Annotated in this window: 15 protein-coding genes; 9 read left to right on the forward strand and 6 right to left on the reverse strand. The window is 45.4% G+C overall.

Features of this window, described 5'->3' with window-relative positions; genetic code table 11:
• Positions 1-68: 68 nt before the first annotated feature.
• The 3 genes from LZT22_RS04755 to LZT22_RS04765 are packed head-to-tail and all read left to right on the forward strand — an operon-like array spanning position 69 to position 3,347.
• On the forward strand, positions 69-1,391 hold the full coding sequence (locus LZT22_RS04755) for an efflux RND transporter periplasmic adaptor subunit (RefSeq protein WP_233923923.1): 1,323 nt from the start codon (positions 69-71) through the stop codon (positions 1,389-1,391).
• Between the two features lie 20 nt (positions 1,392-1,411).
• Positions 1,412-2,104, forward strand: coding sequence for an ABC transporter ATP-binding protein (locus tag LZT22_RS04760; RefSeq protein ID WP_233923924.1), 693 nt, complete (start codon positions 1,412-1,414; stop codon positions 2,102-2,104).
• Positions 2,105-2,108: 4 nt separating this feature from the next.
• Positions 2,109-3,347 (forward strand): ABC transporter permease, encoded by a 1,239-nt coding sequence (locus LZT22_RS04765; RefSeq protein WP_233923925.1) that lies wholly within the window; start codon positions 2,109-2,111, stop codon positions 3,345-3,347.
• Positions 3,348-3,352: 5 nt separating this feature from the next.
• Here the strand turns inward: LZT22_RS04765 and LZT22_RS04770 are convergent, their stop codons facing one another.
• Entirely contained in the window at positions 3,353-4,807 is a 1,455-nt protein-coding gene (locus tag LZT22_RS04770; protein WP_233923926.1) for a carbohydrate porin, read from the reverse strand.
• Between the two features lie 146 nt (positions 4,808-4,953).
• Here LZT22_RS04770 and LZT22_RS04775 point away from each other — a divergent pair, with 146 nt between their 5' ends.
• From LZT22_RS04775 to LZT22_RS04800, 6 genes are all read left to right on the forward strand, one after another.
• Complete coding sequence (locus LZT22_RS04775; RefSeq protein WP_233923927.1) at positions 4,954-5,202, forward strand: FeoA family protein; 249 nt, start codon at positions 4,954-4,956, stop codon at positions 5,200-5,202.
• Positions 5,199-7,097, forward strand: coding sequence for a ferrous iron transporter B (locus LZT22_RS04780; RefSeq protein WP_233923928.1), 1,899 nt, complete (start codon positions 5,199-5,201; stop codon positions 7,095-7,097). The genes LZT22_RS04775 and LZT22_RS04780 overlap by 4 nt, the downstream gene beginning before the upstream one ends.
• Before the next feature lie 45 nt (positions 7,098-7,142).
• Positions 7,143-7,862: a haloacid dehalogenase type II gene (locus LZT22_RS04785; protein WP_233923929.1), complete on the forward strand. Its 720-nt coding sequence runs from the start codon at positions 7,143-7,145 to the stop codon at positions 7,860-7,862.
• Between the two features lie 7 nt (positions 7,863-7,869).
• Entirely contained in the window at positions 7,870-8,907 is a 1,038-nt protein-coding gene (locus tag LZT22_RS04790) for a tripartite tricarboxylate transporter substrate binding protein (RefSeq protein ID WP_233923930.1), read from the forward strand.
• Between the two features lie 116 nt (positions 8,908-9,023).
• On the forward strand, positions 9,024-9,527 hold the full coding sequence (locus LZT22_RS04795) for a hypothetical protein (protein WP_233924093.1): 504 nt from the start codon (positions 9,024-9,026) through the stop codon (positions 9,525-9,527).
• 30 nt (positions 9,528-9,557) lie between these two features.
• Positions 9,558-10,001: a glycine zipper family protein gene (locus tag LZT22_RS04800; RefSeq protein ID WP_233923931.1), complete on the forward strand. Its 444-nt coding sequence runs from the start codon at positions 9,558-9,560 to the stop codon at positions 9,999-10,001.
• A 62-nt stretch (positions 10,002-10,063) separates the two neighbouring features.
• Here the strand turns inward: LZT22_RS04800 and LZT22_RS04805 are convergent, their stop codons facing one another.
• From LZT22_RS04805 to trxA, 5 genes are all read right to left on the reverse strand, one after another.
• The gene (locus tag LZT22_RS04805) at positions 10,064-11,455 is read right to left on the reverse strand and encodes an MATE family efflux transporter (protein ID WP_233923932.1); all 1,392 of its coding nucleotides are present in this window, start codon (positions 11,453-11,455) and stop codon (positions 10,064-10,066) included.
• Between the two features lie 18 nt (positions 11,456-11,473).
• Complete coding sequence (locus LZT22_RS04810) at positions 11,474-13,192, reverse strand: glycosyltransferase family 39 protein (protein ID WP_233923933.1); 1,719 nt, start codon at positions 13,190-13,192, stop codon at positions 11,474-11,476.
• 144 nt (positions 13,193-13,336) lie between these two features.
• The gene (locus LZT22_RS04815; RefSeq protein ID WP_233923934.1) at positions 13,337-13,702 is read right to left on the reverse strand and encodes a type B 50S ribosomal protein L31; all 366 of its coding nucleotides are present in this window, start codon (positions 13,700-13,702) and stop codon (positions 13,337-13,339) included.
• Between the two features lie 155 nt (positions 13,703-13,857).
• Positions 13,858-15,120 carry a transcription termination factor Rho gene (gene rho, locus LZT22_RS04820; protein WP_233923935.1) on the reverse strand — a complete coding sequence of 421 codons (1,263 nt, stop codon included), beginning with the start codon at positions 15,118-15,120 and terminating at the stop codon, positions 13,858-13,860.
• A gap of 241 nt (positions 15,121-15,361) precedes the next feature.
• Complete coding sequence (trxA, locus tag LZT22_RS04825; protein WP_233923936.1) at positions 15,362-15,688, reverse strand: thioredoxin TrxA; 327 nt, start codon at positions 15,686-15,688, stop codon at positions 15,362-15,364.
• Positions 15,689-15,698 lie beyond the last annotated feature (10 nt).

Here is a 15,698-nt window from a genome sequence, read left to right on the forward strand (position 1 = left end):
GTTATGCCGCTTTAGCCTGATAAACCCATCAGAGTGATCTGGTGGGTTTTTTTAATTGATTAATAAAGATGTTAAAAAGAATAAAGCCTTTTTTCTTGCGCGTAACGCAGCTAGTGAGCAGAAGCTGGTTTGGCGGTATGCTAACTCGTTTCATGCAGCGCTGCTTCGTGGGTCGCTGGCGCTGGCTTAGTATCGGCTTGATCACCTGCATGGTGATTACGCTCTTGTGGTTTCTAGTACGTTCGGTTTTCGGTTTAAATACGCCCGATTTCCGTACTGCTTTAATTGAGGAGGGCCCTCTGGTTGCTTCAATTAATGCCAGTGGTATTTTAAATCCAGTAAAACAAGTTACGGTAGGATCACAAGTAACTGGTATGGTAAAAGAATTATTAGTCGATTTTAATTCGCCAGTAAAGCAGGGGCAAGTGATTGCTTTAATTGATCCACGCGATTTTCAAGCTAAATATGATCAAGCCTTGGCTAATTACACCTTAGCACAGAAAAATCATCAATTTAACCTTAAGTTAATTAAACAGGGTTTTATTTCCCCACAAGCCCTAGTGCAAACCGAAGCGGCTTATAAAACAACTGAGGCGGCTTTACGATCAGCAAAAAAATCACTTGACGATACAGTTATTCGAGCACCTGTCGATGGCGTAGTTGTGAAGCGGAGCGTGGAAGTTGGGCAAACCGTGGCGGCTAGTTTACAAACTCCTGAGATTTTTATTATTGCAAAAAATTTAGCTGAGATGCAAGTCGATACTGCAATAGATGAAGCCGACGTAGGTCGTTTAAGCGAGGGACTGAATGCCAGTTTTACCGTCGATGCATTTCCTGGCCGTATCTTCAAGTCTAAGATTACACAAATTCGTAAAGCACCAACAACCATTCAAAATGTGGTGACTTATACGGTGATATTGTCAGCCGATAATCCCGATTTCAAGCTCTTGCCGGGGATGACAGCGAACGTAAAAATTGTGATCGATAAACGCGAAAAGGTTTTAAAGGTACCTAACGCGGCTTTGCGTTTTCGTATGCCGGCTGCTGGCGAAGTACAGTTGAGTACATCACCATCCAGTGCGGGGCCACCTGTTAGCGCTTCTCGTAAAGGCGGCGGTGGCGCTGGCGGTGCGGGTAATCGCGGCGTACCGACGATCCGCCGTATTTGGCTCTTAGAAGCTGAAGGTCTTCGTTCTAAGGCAGTGCAGCGCATGATTAAGACCGGCTTAAGCGATGGTAATTTCACCGAAATTTTGCCCGATGATGACACAAAATTACCGCCCCTTAAAGTAGGTGAGGAAGTGATTATTGGCATACAGTCGCCGGATAGTAAATCTTCTGGCGCTGCCAGTAGCAGCCCAAGTCGGCCGGCTGGCCCACGCATGTTTTAAAAACACAATTAAATGACGTGTTGATTCATACTAAAAATTTAAGCAAAACATATGGCATGGGCGATCAAATCGTCCACGCCTTAGATCATGTATCACTGGATATTGATGAGCAAGATTTTGTGGCGATAGTGGGCGCATCGGGGTCTGGCAAATCTACTTTTATGAATTTGATTGGCTGCCTTGATCAAGCAACAAGTGGTTCTTATCATTTGGCTGGAGAGAATGTCGAAGTAATGGATACGGATGCTTTAGCAGATATTCGTAGCCGCAGAATTGGTTTTGTATTTCAACAATTTAATTTGTTACCGCGAACCTCGGCCCTCGATAATGTGGCACTGCCCTTACTGTATGCGCGTAATGGCCCACTAGCCCATTTAGATCAGCAAGCGCGCATCGCTCATGCTCGCGTACGTTTAGAGCAAGTGGGGCTGGGCAAGCGTTTGACCCATACACCCGCTGAGTTATCTGGTGGCCAACAACAACGTGTTGCGATCGCGCGAGCCTTAGTAAATGATCCCCTTTTAATCTTGGCCGATGAGCCTACTGGCGCTTTAGATTCTAAAACTTCGGTTGAGGTATTGGAATTATTGACCCGTCTAAATCAGCAAGGTATGACGGTGATAGTGGTAACCCATTCCTTAGAGGTTGCTGCTTATGCCAAAAGACAAATAACTTTTCGTGATGGTCAAATCGTTGATATTCAAGTGAATTAGCGTAATGCAACTAGATCTTAAAACCAATTTATCGATTGCCTTATTAGCGTTACGAATTAATAAATTGCGCTCGATATTAACGATGCTGGGCATCATCATTGGTGTGGCGGCGGTGATTACGATGGTGGCCGTAGGCAGCGGCGCTCAGGCTCGCGTGAAAGAACAAATATCCAGTCTTGGCTCTAATTTAATGATATTAATTCCTGGTACCTTATTGCAATCGGGGGTGCGTCTAGGCGCAGGTAATGCACAAAGCTTAACCGAAGAAGACGCTATTGCGATTGTGCGCGAGGTACCTGAGGTTGCCATTGCGGCTCCAACTTCACGGGGCGCTGGACAAATCGTGACTGGCAATAATAATTGGGGTACCACTATCTATGGCGTCAAAAATGATTACTTTGATGCGCGTGAGTGGACTTTAGCTAAAGGTCGATTTTTTGATGCTGGCGAATTACAAGGTGCAAGTAAAGTGGTGATTTTAGGGCAAACGGTTGCGCGTGAATTATTCGAAGAGGTTGATCCGCTTGATCAAATGGTGCGCATTAAAGGCATTCCATTTTTAGTGATTGGTGTTACAGAGCGCAAAGGGCAAAGTAGCCAAGGTCAAGATCAAGATGATGGCGTATTTGTACCATTATCTACTGGGCGCAGGCGGATTTTTGGTGAGGCCTTAGGGCGAATTTCACGGGTGGGCTCAATTATTGTGAAGGTTGGGGCTGGTGAGAATATGAAACTAGCCGAAGAACATATTACTGAATTATTGCGGCAACGCCACCGTCTTCAGCCTACTGCTGATAATGATTTTACAGTGCGTAATTTGACCGAGATATTACAAGCGCAAGAGGCATCGAGTAAAGTGATGTCGCTTTTATTGGCTGCAGTGGCATCGGTAAGCTTAATGGTAGGTGGCATTGGCATTATGAATATTATGCTGGTCTCAGTAACCGAGCGGACTCGAGAAATTGGTTTACGCATGGCAATTGGCGCGCGCAGTAAAGATATCTTGGCGCAATTTTTAGTTGAGGCGATGACTTTAGCTACTATTGGTGGCGTGATTGGGGTGTTAGTAGGATCTATTGCTTCGTTATTAGTGGGTTCGCTTGCCGGTTGGCCAGTCGAGCTATCGTTTGCATCGATTGCGCTTGCAGTTGGGTTTTCTGCCGCGATTGGTATATTTTTTGGCTACTATCCTGCCAAGAAAGCTGCCACTATGCAACCGATTCAAGCTTTGCGTTATGAATAGTTTCTTTAGAGTTCAAGGTGGGCGCGTAGGCCAAAGAAATTGACCGGGCCCCGTGCAGCGTTATAGGCTGGATTAGCAATGCGCTGATAGTCGGCAGTTAAGTAGATACCTTTATAAACATTCAAACTATAGTAAGTTTCAATAATTTGTTCGGGCTTATATTTCAAGGCACCGTCACCGATAAACATCGTGCTGGCTTTTAGTTGTAAGTAGTTAATTTCAGAAGCAGAAATGCCATTGGCTGCAAAAGCTAACCCAAAGGTATCTTCTTTGCGGTTCCAGATTGCACCATTCACAGAAACACCGCCAGATAATGACTTACTAATGTCGTATGTTTGGGTTTCAGTTTGGCCATTATTCCAACTCCAGCGCGCAAAAATGCCGATGTCCTTGGTCAAAGCTTGCTCTGCATTTAAGCCATACCCCCATGCCGTTTGATTGGCTTGCCGAGCGTTATAGATTGAGGGGACCGAATTGGTTTTAGCGGCTAAGCTAATGGCATTTTGATAGTTGGCCATATAAGCATGGGTTTGAAACCATAAAGCGCGAACTTTTCCTGCTTGGTCCCCTATGGTATGGTCACGGGTAATTTCAATTTGATTGCCGTAATCTTGCGTCATGCTGTAATCAAGCTGCAAGGTATTAGGCTCGGTTGGCATGGCAAAACGTGCTGCACGTGTCACCCAATCACCCTGATACCACTCTGCAACTACGCCATAGGTATAGCCTTTGGCGTCTGCTGCAAAGCTATAAGCACCGCTGGACATAATGGCATAGTTTAAAAATTGGGTACGCGGATCACGGCTATAAGTATTGGCATCAAAAAAGTCTAAAGCAGCAAACTTACCGTAACTAAAGACCAATCGATTTTTATCAACATTACCAGCTAATTGATTGGCTACCCCTTCAATATGTTCCTTACCGCCACCTAGGCCAAAGGTTTGGCGTATAAATGCGCGCGCAGTGTAATACGAAGGGGGTACTGAAGTCCCTTTTTGTAATTCTCCATTGGTAAAACCACCCAGTCCACTAAAATTCGAAAAGGGCAGCCCCTCAAACATTTCTGGGTTGTAATACACCTCCGCACCTTCCCATAAGCGCGCCCCCAAAAATACCGTGGCAGAGAAGGTGTAGCTGCGACCAATATCGCCCTCAGTTTTATTCAGCATACTTTTTTCACCATAGTAGGGTGAATTAAAGTTATTTTTCCATTGCGATATATAAGTTGATTGCGCGTGAATGCTCCATTGCTCGGTATCATTGGCTAATGGCGTTAAGCTATCAACAATCGGCGTATCGGAGACGGCTTCAGCTGCAATGGCAGGAGGTATGGCGATCAAGGATAGGGCAAGGAAAAGGAATAGGGCAGGAAAATTGAGTAGATAGTATCCCTCCCAGCAATTAATTTGGGTTCGAAGTTTGCCAAGTAGATGGCGATACTGGAACTGAAAATCCGACATGTTTTAACGCCAAAATCAAAAAAACGCTCTAAACCGATCATAGGAATCATTCTCAATAGAATAGCTTATAATGATAATGATTCTTGATAACAATTTTCGGCATATGAAATGCTTGCGTGATTCTAGCTTGTTAGTGTGAAACAACCATGAAATCCATCACTGTGAACCAGCTTCCCATTGGCTTAGTAAGACAAGTCGAGCGCGTAAATGCGCCGAGTAATAAGCCTGAATTAGCCCAACAATTAGAAGATATTGGGTTTTTGCCTGGCGAGCAGGTAACTGTATTGCGGCGCAGCTTGCTGGGCGACCCTTTAATGGTGCGAATTGGCACTTCAACTTTTGCTTTACGGCGCGCCGAGGCTCAATTGATTGAGGTGGCAATTATTTCTCAATGAAATCGAGCAAGATTCATTTTTTTGATAGCGATCCGCTGTTAGCGTTATTGGGTAATCCTAATTGCGGCAAAACAGCACTCTTTAATTTGCTCACCGGTAGTCGGCAAAAAGTGGCGAATTATGCTGGCGTCACCGTTGAACGTAAAGAAGGGCGCCTCACACTGCCTTCGGGTAAAGCCATCCGCATTCTAGATTTACCGGGCGCATATAGCTTGTATCCCCGTTCGCTTGATGAGCGAGTCACTTGCAATGTGCTGCTCGGTCGTGCCGAAGGCGAAAAGCGCCCCGATTTAGTCTTATGTGTATTAAATGCCACAAATCTACGCAGAAACTTACGGTTAGTGTTAGCAGCAAAACGCTTGGGTTTATCCTGTATTGTTTTGCTCAATATGGCAGATATTGCCCAGCGCAAGGGTTTAAAAATTAAGCTTGCTGATTTATCGGCGGAGTTAGGTTTGCCGGTGATTTCGACCATTGGCATCAAGCCACACGGGGCTGATGACTTGAAGCACTTTTTAGATGAGCTGGACTGGTCGAATTTATCTCGGCTAACTGCAGGAACTGGACAAGTTAATAGCCTGCTCAATCACACTGAAACCGATAATCTGCGGGTTCATCAAATACTAGAAAAGCTCGCACTCAACGAAGTGGTGCCTGATGTATTAGCCGATCGTCTCGATCGTATTTTGCTGCAGCCAATATTCGGCCCCATGATTCTTGTAGCAATACTTTTTTTAATTTTTCAAGCCGTTTTTAGTTGGGCTGCCCTGCCGATGGAAGCAATTAAGTGGGTAATTGATGCTTTGGCGGGAGTAGTCAGTTCCCATATGTCAGATTCTTGGATACGTAGCTTGCTCATCAATGGCATCTTGGCAGGTTTAGGGGGGGTATTAGTATTTCTCCCGCAAATTTTAATCCTGTTCTTTTTTATTTTGCTGCTCGAAGAGTCGGGCTATTTACCACGAGCTGCCTTTATATTAGATCGCTTAATGGCGACAGTTGGCCTATCGGGCCGCTCTTTTATTCCCTTGCTGTCAAGTTTCGCTTGTGCTATTCCGGGCATCATGGCTACGCGGAGTATTTCTAATCCACGCGATCGTCTTGTAACCATTTTAATTGCTCCGATGATGACTTGTTCAGCGCGCTTACCTGTATATGCTTTATTAATTTCTGCTTTTATTCCCAATCAAAAGTTATGGGCGGGCCTTGATTTACAGGGTCTCGTATTATTTTTTCTGTATCTTGTGGGCATTGTTGGCGCAATGGCGGTGGCTTGGGTTTTGCAGCACTTTACCAGTAAGCAATTTCAAGTACATGCTTTAATGATGGAGCTGCCGAGTTATCATTTGCCCCGTTTAGGTAATTTACTGATTAGTTTATGGCAGCGATGTGAAATATTTTTGCGACGGGTAGGCGGAGTTATTTTTGTGCTTACAGTATGCCTATGGGCGCTCTCTAGTTTTCCTGCCCCACCACCAAATGCTAGTGGTGCGCCGATTGAATATAGCCTTGCGGGCATGTTAGGTAAAACATTGGCAGTTATTCTTCAACCGATTGGTTTTAATTGGCAAATTAGCATAGCTTTAGTGCCAGGCATGGCTGCACGTGAAGTCGTGGTGAGTTCATTGGCGACTGTTTATGCTTTATCTGTAGTTAATACTGAAGCTAGTCAATCTCTGATTCCGTTAATTTCCCACGCATGGAGTTTAGCCACCGCACTTTCTTTATTGGCCTGGTTTGTCTTTGCGCCGCAGTGCCTCTCGACCATTGCAGCAGTGAAGCGCGAAACAGGTGGTTGGAAAATTCCCCTGATTATGCTTGGTTATTTATTTGGCTTAGCTTATTTAGCCTCTTTTATTACTTATCAAACTGCACTTATTTTTGGATGGGGATGAGATAATGAACCTTCGGCAATCCTTGCTTTAAATATGGTAACTCCTATGCAAGCCTTGAGTAATGTAGGCGCAATTCGTGTTTTGGCCTTTGATGTTTTTGGTACCGTCGTTGACTGGCATGGGTCTATTGCAAAAGAAGTATCTCAATTTGATCTCAATGTTGATCCATTAGCATTTGCCACTTCTTGGCGTAATGGCTATAAGCCCGCTATGGCCCGTGTGCGCTCAGGTGAGTTGCCCTGGACGCGTATCGACGATTTACATCGGATGATTCTGGATCAAGTGCTAATTGAGTTCAAGGTTGATGCACTGAATGAGGCGCAGAAAAAAGATTTGAATTTGGTGTGGCATCGGCTAGCCGCGTGGCCCGATACCGTACTGGGTTTACAGCGGCTCAAAAGCAAATACACTATTGTGACTTTATCGAACGGGAATTTAGGCTTATTGGCCGAGATGGCGAAAAATGCGGGGCTGCCGTGGGATTTAATTTTGTCAGCCGAAGTGTTTCGTCATTACAAGCCTGATCCAGAAACCTATTTAGGGGTAGCGGCAACCTTTGATATTGCTCCCGAGCAGGTCATGCTGGTGGCTACCCATAAAGACGACTTATTAGCGGCCCACAAACTAGGTCTTAAAACTGCGTTTGTTGAGCGCCCCTTTGAGCATGGGCCAAATCATTTGCGTCAAGATATGCAGGTGGAGACTTGGACTGATTTTCATGCTAAAGATTTTCTCGATCTAGCACATCAGCTTGGTATAAGTTAATTTACCCGTGAAAAAACATTTTCAAATAGTTGCAAGTTTATTGTTGAGCTTAGTTTTTTGCCTGCTGAGCACGGTAGCTTTTTCGCAAGCGAATGCGCATAAAAATGCTAGTGCTAGTGCTAGTAGCCAGAAAAGCGACGTGATGCTGTGGCCCAAAAAGCCAATTCATCTGGTCGTGAGCTTTACGCCTGGGGGTGCTCCCGATACATTGGCGCGTATTTTGGCTGAAAGTTGGCAGAAGACTCTGGGAGTAAACGTCTTAGTTGAAAATCGCCCAGGTTTTGGTGGCAATATTGGCGCCGACTTTGTAGCTAAAAGCGATGCTGACGGCTATACCTTGTTAATTGGCACCGTTGGCATCCATGCAATTAATGGCGTGCTTTACGAGAAATTGAGCTATGACCCTGTCCGTGATTTTGCACCCATTAGTTTTTTAGCTAGCACCCCGAATGTATTGGTAGTGAATAAAAAATTAGGGGTCAGTAATTTAAGTGAACTCATTACCCTAGCCAAAACCGAGCCTAATCAGCTGACTTTTGGTTCATCGGGCTCGGGTACTTCTTTGCACATGTCGGGTGAACTAATAAAGGAAATGACTGGAATACAAATACGGCATATTCCCTACAAGGGGCGGGCACAATTTTTACCTGACCTCGTTAGCGGGCGCATCAGTATGGCTTTTGATAATTTGGTTTCAGCATTACCATTAATTCAGGCGGGTGAAATACGCGCAATTGGTATTACTTCGCTAAGGCGTTCGGCGGCTGCACCCGATATTCCGACTATTGCAGAGCAAGGCTTACCAGGTTTTGAAGCGGTTTCTTGGTTTTCCTTGGTAGGGCCTGCGGGTCTGCCTGTTGCAATACAAACTCGCTTAAGCCGACTGACTAAAGAAGTCTTGATGCAGCCTGTTGTACAGAGCAAATTAAGGGCAAGTGGGCTCGAGCCTGCACCGAATAGTCCCACAGAATTAGCACGTTTTATTGACCAAGAAAGAGAAAAATGGACTGGAATCGTGAAAAAGTCGGGGGCTAAGGCCGATTAGGCCTATTTTTGAGGGATTAAATGAAGTGCTTTGTCAGCGTAGTATCTTTTCAGCCGTTAATAGCTGATCAGCATAGAATAAATACTGACGACTAACCCCGAATTTATGGAGAGATTATGCAAAAAAAGCTCAAACCTAATTCAACCCAATCTAAATTTGATCCGCATGGCTTTTTTGGGAAATCCACTTTTACTATCTTAGCGCTTATCTGCGGGCTTGCAGGTCTATCTCATACTAGCGTTGTGCAGGCTGGCGCACACTATGGTGGGTGGCGAGGTGGTAACGGAGGCAGTGCTGGATGGAACGTTGGCTGGCGCGGTGGACCTGCTTACGGCTATGGTGGTGGCTTTCGTTACGGCTATGGTTGGGGTTACCCATATGCGGTTGCCCCTGTTTTTGTAGGGGCGGGTTTTTATGGGCCGCCGGCTTATCCCTATTCTGCTCCTGTGGTCTATGCACCACCTGAGCCTATGGTCATGGTTTCTCAACCCCAGCCTAACATTTGGTATTACTGCGCGCTGAGTAAAGCTTATTTTCCGTATGTGCAAACTTGTGCAACCGATTGGCAGGTGCTACCTGCTATGCCGCCCTCTGGGGCGCATGAAGTAAAGCCGCAGTAGCGCAATTTTTAATTTATTTAAAGGTCTTTAATGAAACGTTTAATTTGTTCGGCTTTTGGCGTAGCCGCTACTGTTGTTGGCTTAGCCGCATGTACTTCAGCCCCAACTGGCCCAACGGTAGCAGTAATGCCAAGAGCAGGCAAACCCTTTGATGTCTTTCAAAAAGAAGATCAAGAATGCAAACAATACGCTACCAGCTCCACCGTGGATACATCGAATGCAGCTTTGAAAGAGGGGGCAACTAGTGCTGCGGTTGGCGCTGCGTTAGGGGCAGTTGCTGGCGCTGTTATTCAAGGTGGTAATCATCAAAATGTGGGAACGGGCGCAGGAGTGGGTTTATTGGGCGGCGCAGCAATGGGAGCAGCAAACGCAGCAGGCAAACAAAATCAATCACAAACCCAATACAACATTGCTTATCAACAATGCATGTATGCTAAGGGTAACCAAGTACCAAGCTTCCCAACCCAGCGCTAGAAGCACAAAACGATGATTGCTGAATGATTCAATACTTTAATTGGCTTGTTGATTTTTTAATCTTAAGTTACAACAGCCGGATGCGTTAATTCAAACCGTTCAGCGGTTCTTCTAAATAAATATAGTAAGAGCATAGCTGCTAAGCCAAGGCTAATGCTATTGGCCAACCAAAAGCCACTTGCGCCTTGCATCGATAAGGGAACAGTGCCAGTCATGTTAAATGCCAAAATATAACCGCCACCTAAACCCACGCCCCACAGAGACACAGCGTAAATAATCATTGGTAGAAAGGCGATGCGATAAGCCCGCAAGATAAATGCTGCGGTAACTTGTAAAGAATCGAATATTTGATATAAAGCTATAAATAAAAACAAAGGAATGGCAAATTGTTTTACTGCTGCGGGTGGGTTGTATAGGTCTAGCAAAAGCATACGCAGAAACCACACTGCGATACCGATTGCAATACATAATAAGGTAGTAAAGGTGACGGCAGACCAGCCAATTTCTTCGGCACGATCTTGGCGATTGGCCCCAATCGATTGTGAAACCAAAGTCATAGTGGCAATCGAAAGTGAGAGCGGCACCATATAGATGACAGTGCCAAGGTTAGCCACAATTTGGTGTCCTGCTAGAGCAGTAATTCCAAAACGGGCTATAAACAAAGACATAAACGTAAATGAAGTTACTTCAATTAGATAACTAAAACCAATGGGCGCGCCTAACTTCAAGATGGTCCAAATGCGTTGTAAGTTAGGCCAACTCAATTGCTTAAAGATTGCAAAGGGTCGATAGAATTTACCGTTCCATACAATCATTAAAGTGACCAATAGCCATAACCAAGTAACAATAACAGTAGCAACTGCGCAGCCGGGCCCACCCATAGCCTCGATCCCCAGTCCACCGTAAATAAATAGAGCATTTAGAGGTAGTTTTAAGGCTAGCCCAGCAAGTTGGACGGCAGTAATGACTGCCGGTCGTGAGACGGCATTATGGAGTGCCATTAAAACCCGCATGCCTAAACTGGCCGGCAGGCCAATAGCTAAGATCGATAAATACAGATTTGCTTTGGCATGAATCTCAGCGTTTGCATGGGCAAGGTCTAGGAGATAGTCGGCATTAAGTAAAACCGCGCATCCCAAAATTGCTAAACCAATAGCCAGCCAGGTTGCTTGTCTTACTTCTTCGCCAATTTCATGAGACCGCTTTGCGCCAAAGAGTTGGCCTGCTATAGGTGCTAAAGCAGAGACAATGCCCGTTAAGCCAACATAAATACTAATAAAGATTGCTGAAGCCATCGCTAGGGCCGCTAAATCTTCAGCCGAATAGCGCGCAGTCATGGCGGTATCGAGTACGCCAAAAGCGATAACAGCTAGTTGACCCACCAAAATAGGGGTAGCCAACTTTAAAATAGCCGGGACATCTTCGCGTAAACGCGCTAATTTAAAATGAATCATCTGCAGTACCCGCGCGTTCTACTGCAATTGTTCTTGATAGAGGCGCAACCGCTCATCGCGGTCAGCCGCACGACGGTCTTCCCAAAGTAAAGTTAACTTTTCTCGATTTAAGTGACCCAAACCTTGAACTTCATTGGGGTTATGGGTAAGAAGCCACGGGCAATTGAGATCATCGCGCAATGGCAGGCGGGTGAAATAATCAAATGAAGCTAATTGCGAGTACCCCAAATGCGTGGTATCGATGCAATAGGCCTCTTTGGGTACGGCTTGAGTTAAGCGTTGAGCCACGTATTGATAGGTCTTAGCGTAGTTAATAGTGGGTAACCACAGGGTCATTAATAAAACCCACATGAGGGTAGTGCCTGAAGCCGAAATAATTAAACAACGCCAAATGACCTTAGGCGCGCGCGAGGTGCGCCAGCGGATTACTAAGCCCCATAAAGAAGTAATAATGATGGCAGCGATAAAGGTGGTGAGATTAAATTCTGCTTGAAAGCCTGGAATATAGCGCCCAACATTACTTGCCGTACTTGCTGGAAAGCCGGTTATTTTGGCAAACCAAATGAGCCAAATCATGAAGCCAATCACAGTAAAACTGAGCATGGCAAACCAATCGATAAAGCTAATGAGATTGCGTTTCAAAATGGGCAAACTAAAAACCGCTAATACTGAAAGAGGTGGAATCAAAATAATTAAATCATGATCATTGGCTTCAGTACGAAATAAGTTATATAGGAGACCACCCAAGGCAATACCCAATGGAATGCAAATATGGGGTGCGCGCCATGAGCCGGCTTTTTTTTGCCCAACCCAGTGCACTAAGGCAATGAGTGCGAGCGGCCAAACTGGCCATGCATAAAGCCAAAAGTTGATACTTAAAAAACTGAGTGATTTGTAAGAAGGATAAGCTTGCATGAGGGGCCAATTAAGCCAGCCCTCGAGTGCATTGGCTTGTTGCGTCGCGCTGAGATCAAAATAGAGCCACAGTAATGGCCAGAAGATAAGCCCAATGATTCCTAAGACAATCGATGTAATCGACCAACGAAAGCGCAGACGAGCATTACTTGCGGCAACTGCGCTAGCAGTGCCAATGGCCAATAAAGCCGCCATGATTAAATTACCCGAGAGGATCACAATAGCAAGCCCAAGACCTGTCCAGATGCCCCCTTGCCATGGCTTATCTAAGCCACGAATAGTGCCGTAGAGCATCAGGCTTACACCCATGAGTTGTGCCATCATTGGCGTGGTTTCGTGAGCTTGCTGGGCAATGCCGACACAGGCTAAGAAAATAAGCAGCGCGCCATCGGCCAAGGTCATGCCATATTCCTTGGCATGCGGTTGTCCACCAAGCGCAAAACTCATGGGTTGCACCTCAGGGCGTCGGCCTAGCAAATAACTGGCATACCAAATTGCTAAAGCAGCAGCAAAAAAACAGAGCGCTGAATAGATACGGGTAGCGTTGGCCAAGCCAACGAAGGGACCAAACCAATCCATTAGAAGGGCGCCTAACCAGTAGGGAAGAGGTGCACCCATCGAGGCATCGCGTCCTGCCAAATGAGGCACCAACCAATCTTGGAGACCGCCGTGATGTAAAGTCCACATCACTCCAAAACCAATTGCGTCTTCGTTCTTCCAGGGATCGCGCTCAAAAAGACCAGCTAAGCCATATACCAAAGTCAGCGAAAAAATAATGACTCGCGGAATCGAAGCGGTAGAAGCGGCGGTAAGTTTAACCATCAGTTACACAATTTTAAAAATTTCAAGTTTTCAGTTTTAATAACGAGCACTTTTAAAGCGACTACTCTAGGTTTTCCAATAAAAAAGGCAGCACAGGCTGCCTTTTTTCTACCGCGGGGGATGTGCTGCTTACCCCCAGCAAAATTAAGCGGGTTTTTTAGCGGCCACTTTTTTAGCCACTGGTTTTTCAGTTGTCTTAGCAACTTTAGCAGCTGCTTTCTTTTCAGCAGTTTTGGCTACGCCATCACCAGTAGCCTTAGCCACTGCTTTGCTACCAAATTTCTGGCGGAATTTCTCAACCCGTCCAGCGGTATCCATAATTTTTTGGGTGCCAGTATAGAAGGGGTGTGATTCAGATGAGGTTTCTACTTTAGCCAAGGGATACTCTTGACCGTCTTCCCATTTAATCTTTTCTTTTGTAGCAATGGTAGAGCGGGTTTTAAAGCTAAAGTTATTCGAGACGTCGACAAAGACGACTTCGCGGTAATCGGGGTGAATGCCAGGTTTCATATTAAGTCCTTTAGCGGGTAGCCGTTTCAGCCCTTAATTTCAGCCTAAAAAGGCTAAAGAGGGGGAAATACTTATCCAGGTTTTATTGGGAAAGCAAAATTATGCCATGAAATCAATGGGAAAGGCGAACTTTAGCCCTTTTGAGGCCAGGGAATTTAGCCCCCGCGACGCATTAAATCAAAGAATTCCGCATTATTTTTGGTCGATTTAAGCTTATCCACAATAAAGTTCATTGCTTCAATTTCGTCCATATCGGCCAACAGCTTACGTAATACCCAGATTTTTTGCAGGTTTTCAGCTTTGACTAGCAACTCTTCGCGGCGGGTGCCCGATTTATTGAGATTAATTGCGGGGTAGACCCGGCGCTCGGCTAAACGCCGCTCGAGGTGCACTTCCATATTGCCAGTACCCTTAAATTCCTCATAAATTAAGTCATCCATACGACTACCTGTTTCTATTAGGGCGGTAGCGATGATGGTTAAAGAGCCACCTTCTTCAATATTGCGGGCGGCACCGAAAAAGCGCTTGGGGCGTTGCAAGGCATTCGCATCAACACCACCTGAGAGCACCTTACCAGAGGAAGGCACTACGGTGTTATAGGCGCGCGCTAAACGGGTAATCGAATCCAGCAAGATGATGACATCTTTGCCCATTTCGACTAAACGTTTAGCTTTTTCAATTACCATTTCAGCAACTTGTACGTGCCGTACTGCTGGCTCATCAAAGGTGGAGGCAACTACTTCGCCACGTACTGAGCGCTGCATTTCAGTAACCTCTTCAGGGCGCTCATCTACCAACAGCACAATTAAAATAGCATCTGGGAAATTGGTTGAAATGGCATGCGCAATATGTTGCATCATCACCGTCTTACCAGACTTCGGTGACGACACGATAAGACCGCGCTGACCAAAGCCAATTGGCGAAATCATGTCGATGATGCGGCCGGTTAAATTTTCTTCCGCTTTAATATCACGCTCTAAATGAATAGTGCGATTCGGGTGTAGGGGGGTTAGGTTTTCAAACATGATGCGGTTTTTAAGCGCCTCTGGGGGAAGACCATTAATTTTGTCAACCTTCACTAAAGCAAAGTAACGCTCGCCATCTTTCGGCGTCCGTACTTCGCCCTCAATGCCATCGCCAGTGTGTAAATTAAAGCGGCGAATTTGCGCTGGCGATATATAAATATCATCTGGCGAGGCCATGTATGACGATTCGGGTGAGCGTAAGAAACCAAAACCATCAGGTAAAACTTCAAGAACGCCATCACCAAAAACAGATTCGCCCGTTTTGGCGCGTTTTTTAAGAATCGCAAACATTAGCTCTTGTTTGCGCATCCGTTGGGTATTTTCAATTTCAAGGCTAGCTGCCATTTCAAGCAGAGCGGAAACGTGGAGGACTTTAAGTTCAGTAAGTTGCATAGATTTTCGGTGGGTAAATCAGAGTAATTAAGAGGAAATCAGGAAAACGAGATTTAGGGAGGGGGAGAGCTTAAAAAGAAACTATGGGGGGAGAGGGGAACTAAGGGGGGGGTGGCTGTATTGAAAACAGCGCTATTGAGGGTGAATACTACACTAAAAAAGGCAAATAATAGAAAAAAAAAGGTATTTCATCAGCTCAGCCCTGATTAGATCAATGAGTGAGCTAATGAAAGTCTAGACTTTATATATGACTATCGATAAACGCGGTCATTTGCGATTTTGCCAATGCGCCGACTTTTTGAGCGGCTACAGCCCCGTTTTTAAACAGAATTAAGGTGGGAATGCCACGAATATTAAATTGTGCTGGAACCCCTTGATTTTCATCAACATTCATCTTGGCAATTTGCAATTTATCGCCATATTCTTGGGAAAGTTCTTCTAAAATAGGGCCAATCATTTTGCAGGGCCCGCACCATTCTGCCCAAAAATCGAGCAGTACAGGTTTATCCGATTTCAGCACATCTTGTTCGAAAGATGCGTCACTAACATGTTTAATGCCGGCACTCATGAAAATTCCT

This window comes from Polynucleobacter sp. IMCC 29146, assembly GCF_021395195.1.
Classification (GTDB): domain Bacteria; phylum Pseudomonadota; class Gammaproteobacteria; order Burkholderiales; family Burkholderiaceae; genus Polynucleobacter.

Coding starts and splice junctions, on each gene's coding strand:
- LZT22_RS04755 (WP_233923923.1), top strand. CDS start 69: ATGTTAAAAAGAATAAAGCCTTTTTTCTTGCGCGTAACGCAGCTAGTG.
- LZT22_RS04765 (WP_233923925.1), top strand. CDS start 2,109: ATGCAACTAGATCTTAAAACCAATTTATCGATTGCCTTATTAGCGTTA.
- LZT22_RS04770 (WP_233923926.1), bottom strand. CDS start 4,807: ATGTCGGATTTTCAGTTCCAGTATCGCCATCTACTTGGCAAACTTCGA.
- LZT22_RS04775 (WP_233923927.1), top strand. CDS start 4,954: ATGAAATCCATCACTGTGAACCAGCTTCCCATTGGCTTAGTAAGACAA.
- LZT22_RS04780 (WP_233923928.1), top strand. CDS start 5,199: ATGAAATCGAGCAAGATTCATTTTTTTGATAGCGATCCGCTGTTAGCG.
- LZT22_RS04785 (WP_233923929.1), top strand. CDS start 7,143: ATGCAAGCCTTGAGTAATGTAGGCGCAATTCGTGTTTTGGCCTTTGAT.
- LZT22_RS04795 (WP_233924093.1), top strand. CDS start 9,024: ATGCAAAAAAAGCTCAAACCTAATTCAACCCAATCTAAATTTGATCCG.
- LZT22_RS04800 (WP_233923931.1), top strand. CDS start 9,558: ATGAAACGTTTAATTTGTTCGGCTTTTGGCGTAGCCGCTACTGTTGTT.
- LZT22_RS04805 (WP_233923932.1), bottom strand. CDS start 11,455: ATGATTCATTTTAAATTAGCGCGTTTACGCGAAGATGTCCCGGCTATT.
- LZT22_RS04810 (WP_233923933.1), bottom strand. CDS start 13,192: ATGGTTAAACTTACCGCCGCTTCTACCGCTTCGATTCCGCGAGTCATT.
- LZT22_RS04815 (WP_233923934.1), bottom strand. CDS start 13,702: ATGAAACCTGGCATTCACCCCGATTACCGCGAAGTCGTCTTTGTCGAC.
- rho (WP_233923935.1), bottom strand. CDS start 15,120: ATGCAACTTACTGAACTTAAAGTCCTCCACGTTTCCGCTCTGCTTGAA.
- trxA (WP_233923936.1), bottom strand. CDS start 15,688: ATGAGTGCCGGCATTAAACATGTTAGTGACGCATCTTTCGAACAAGAT.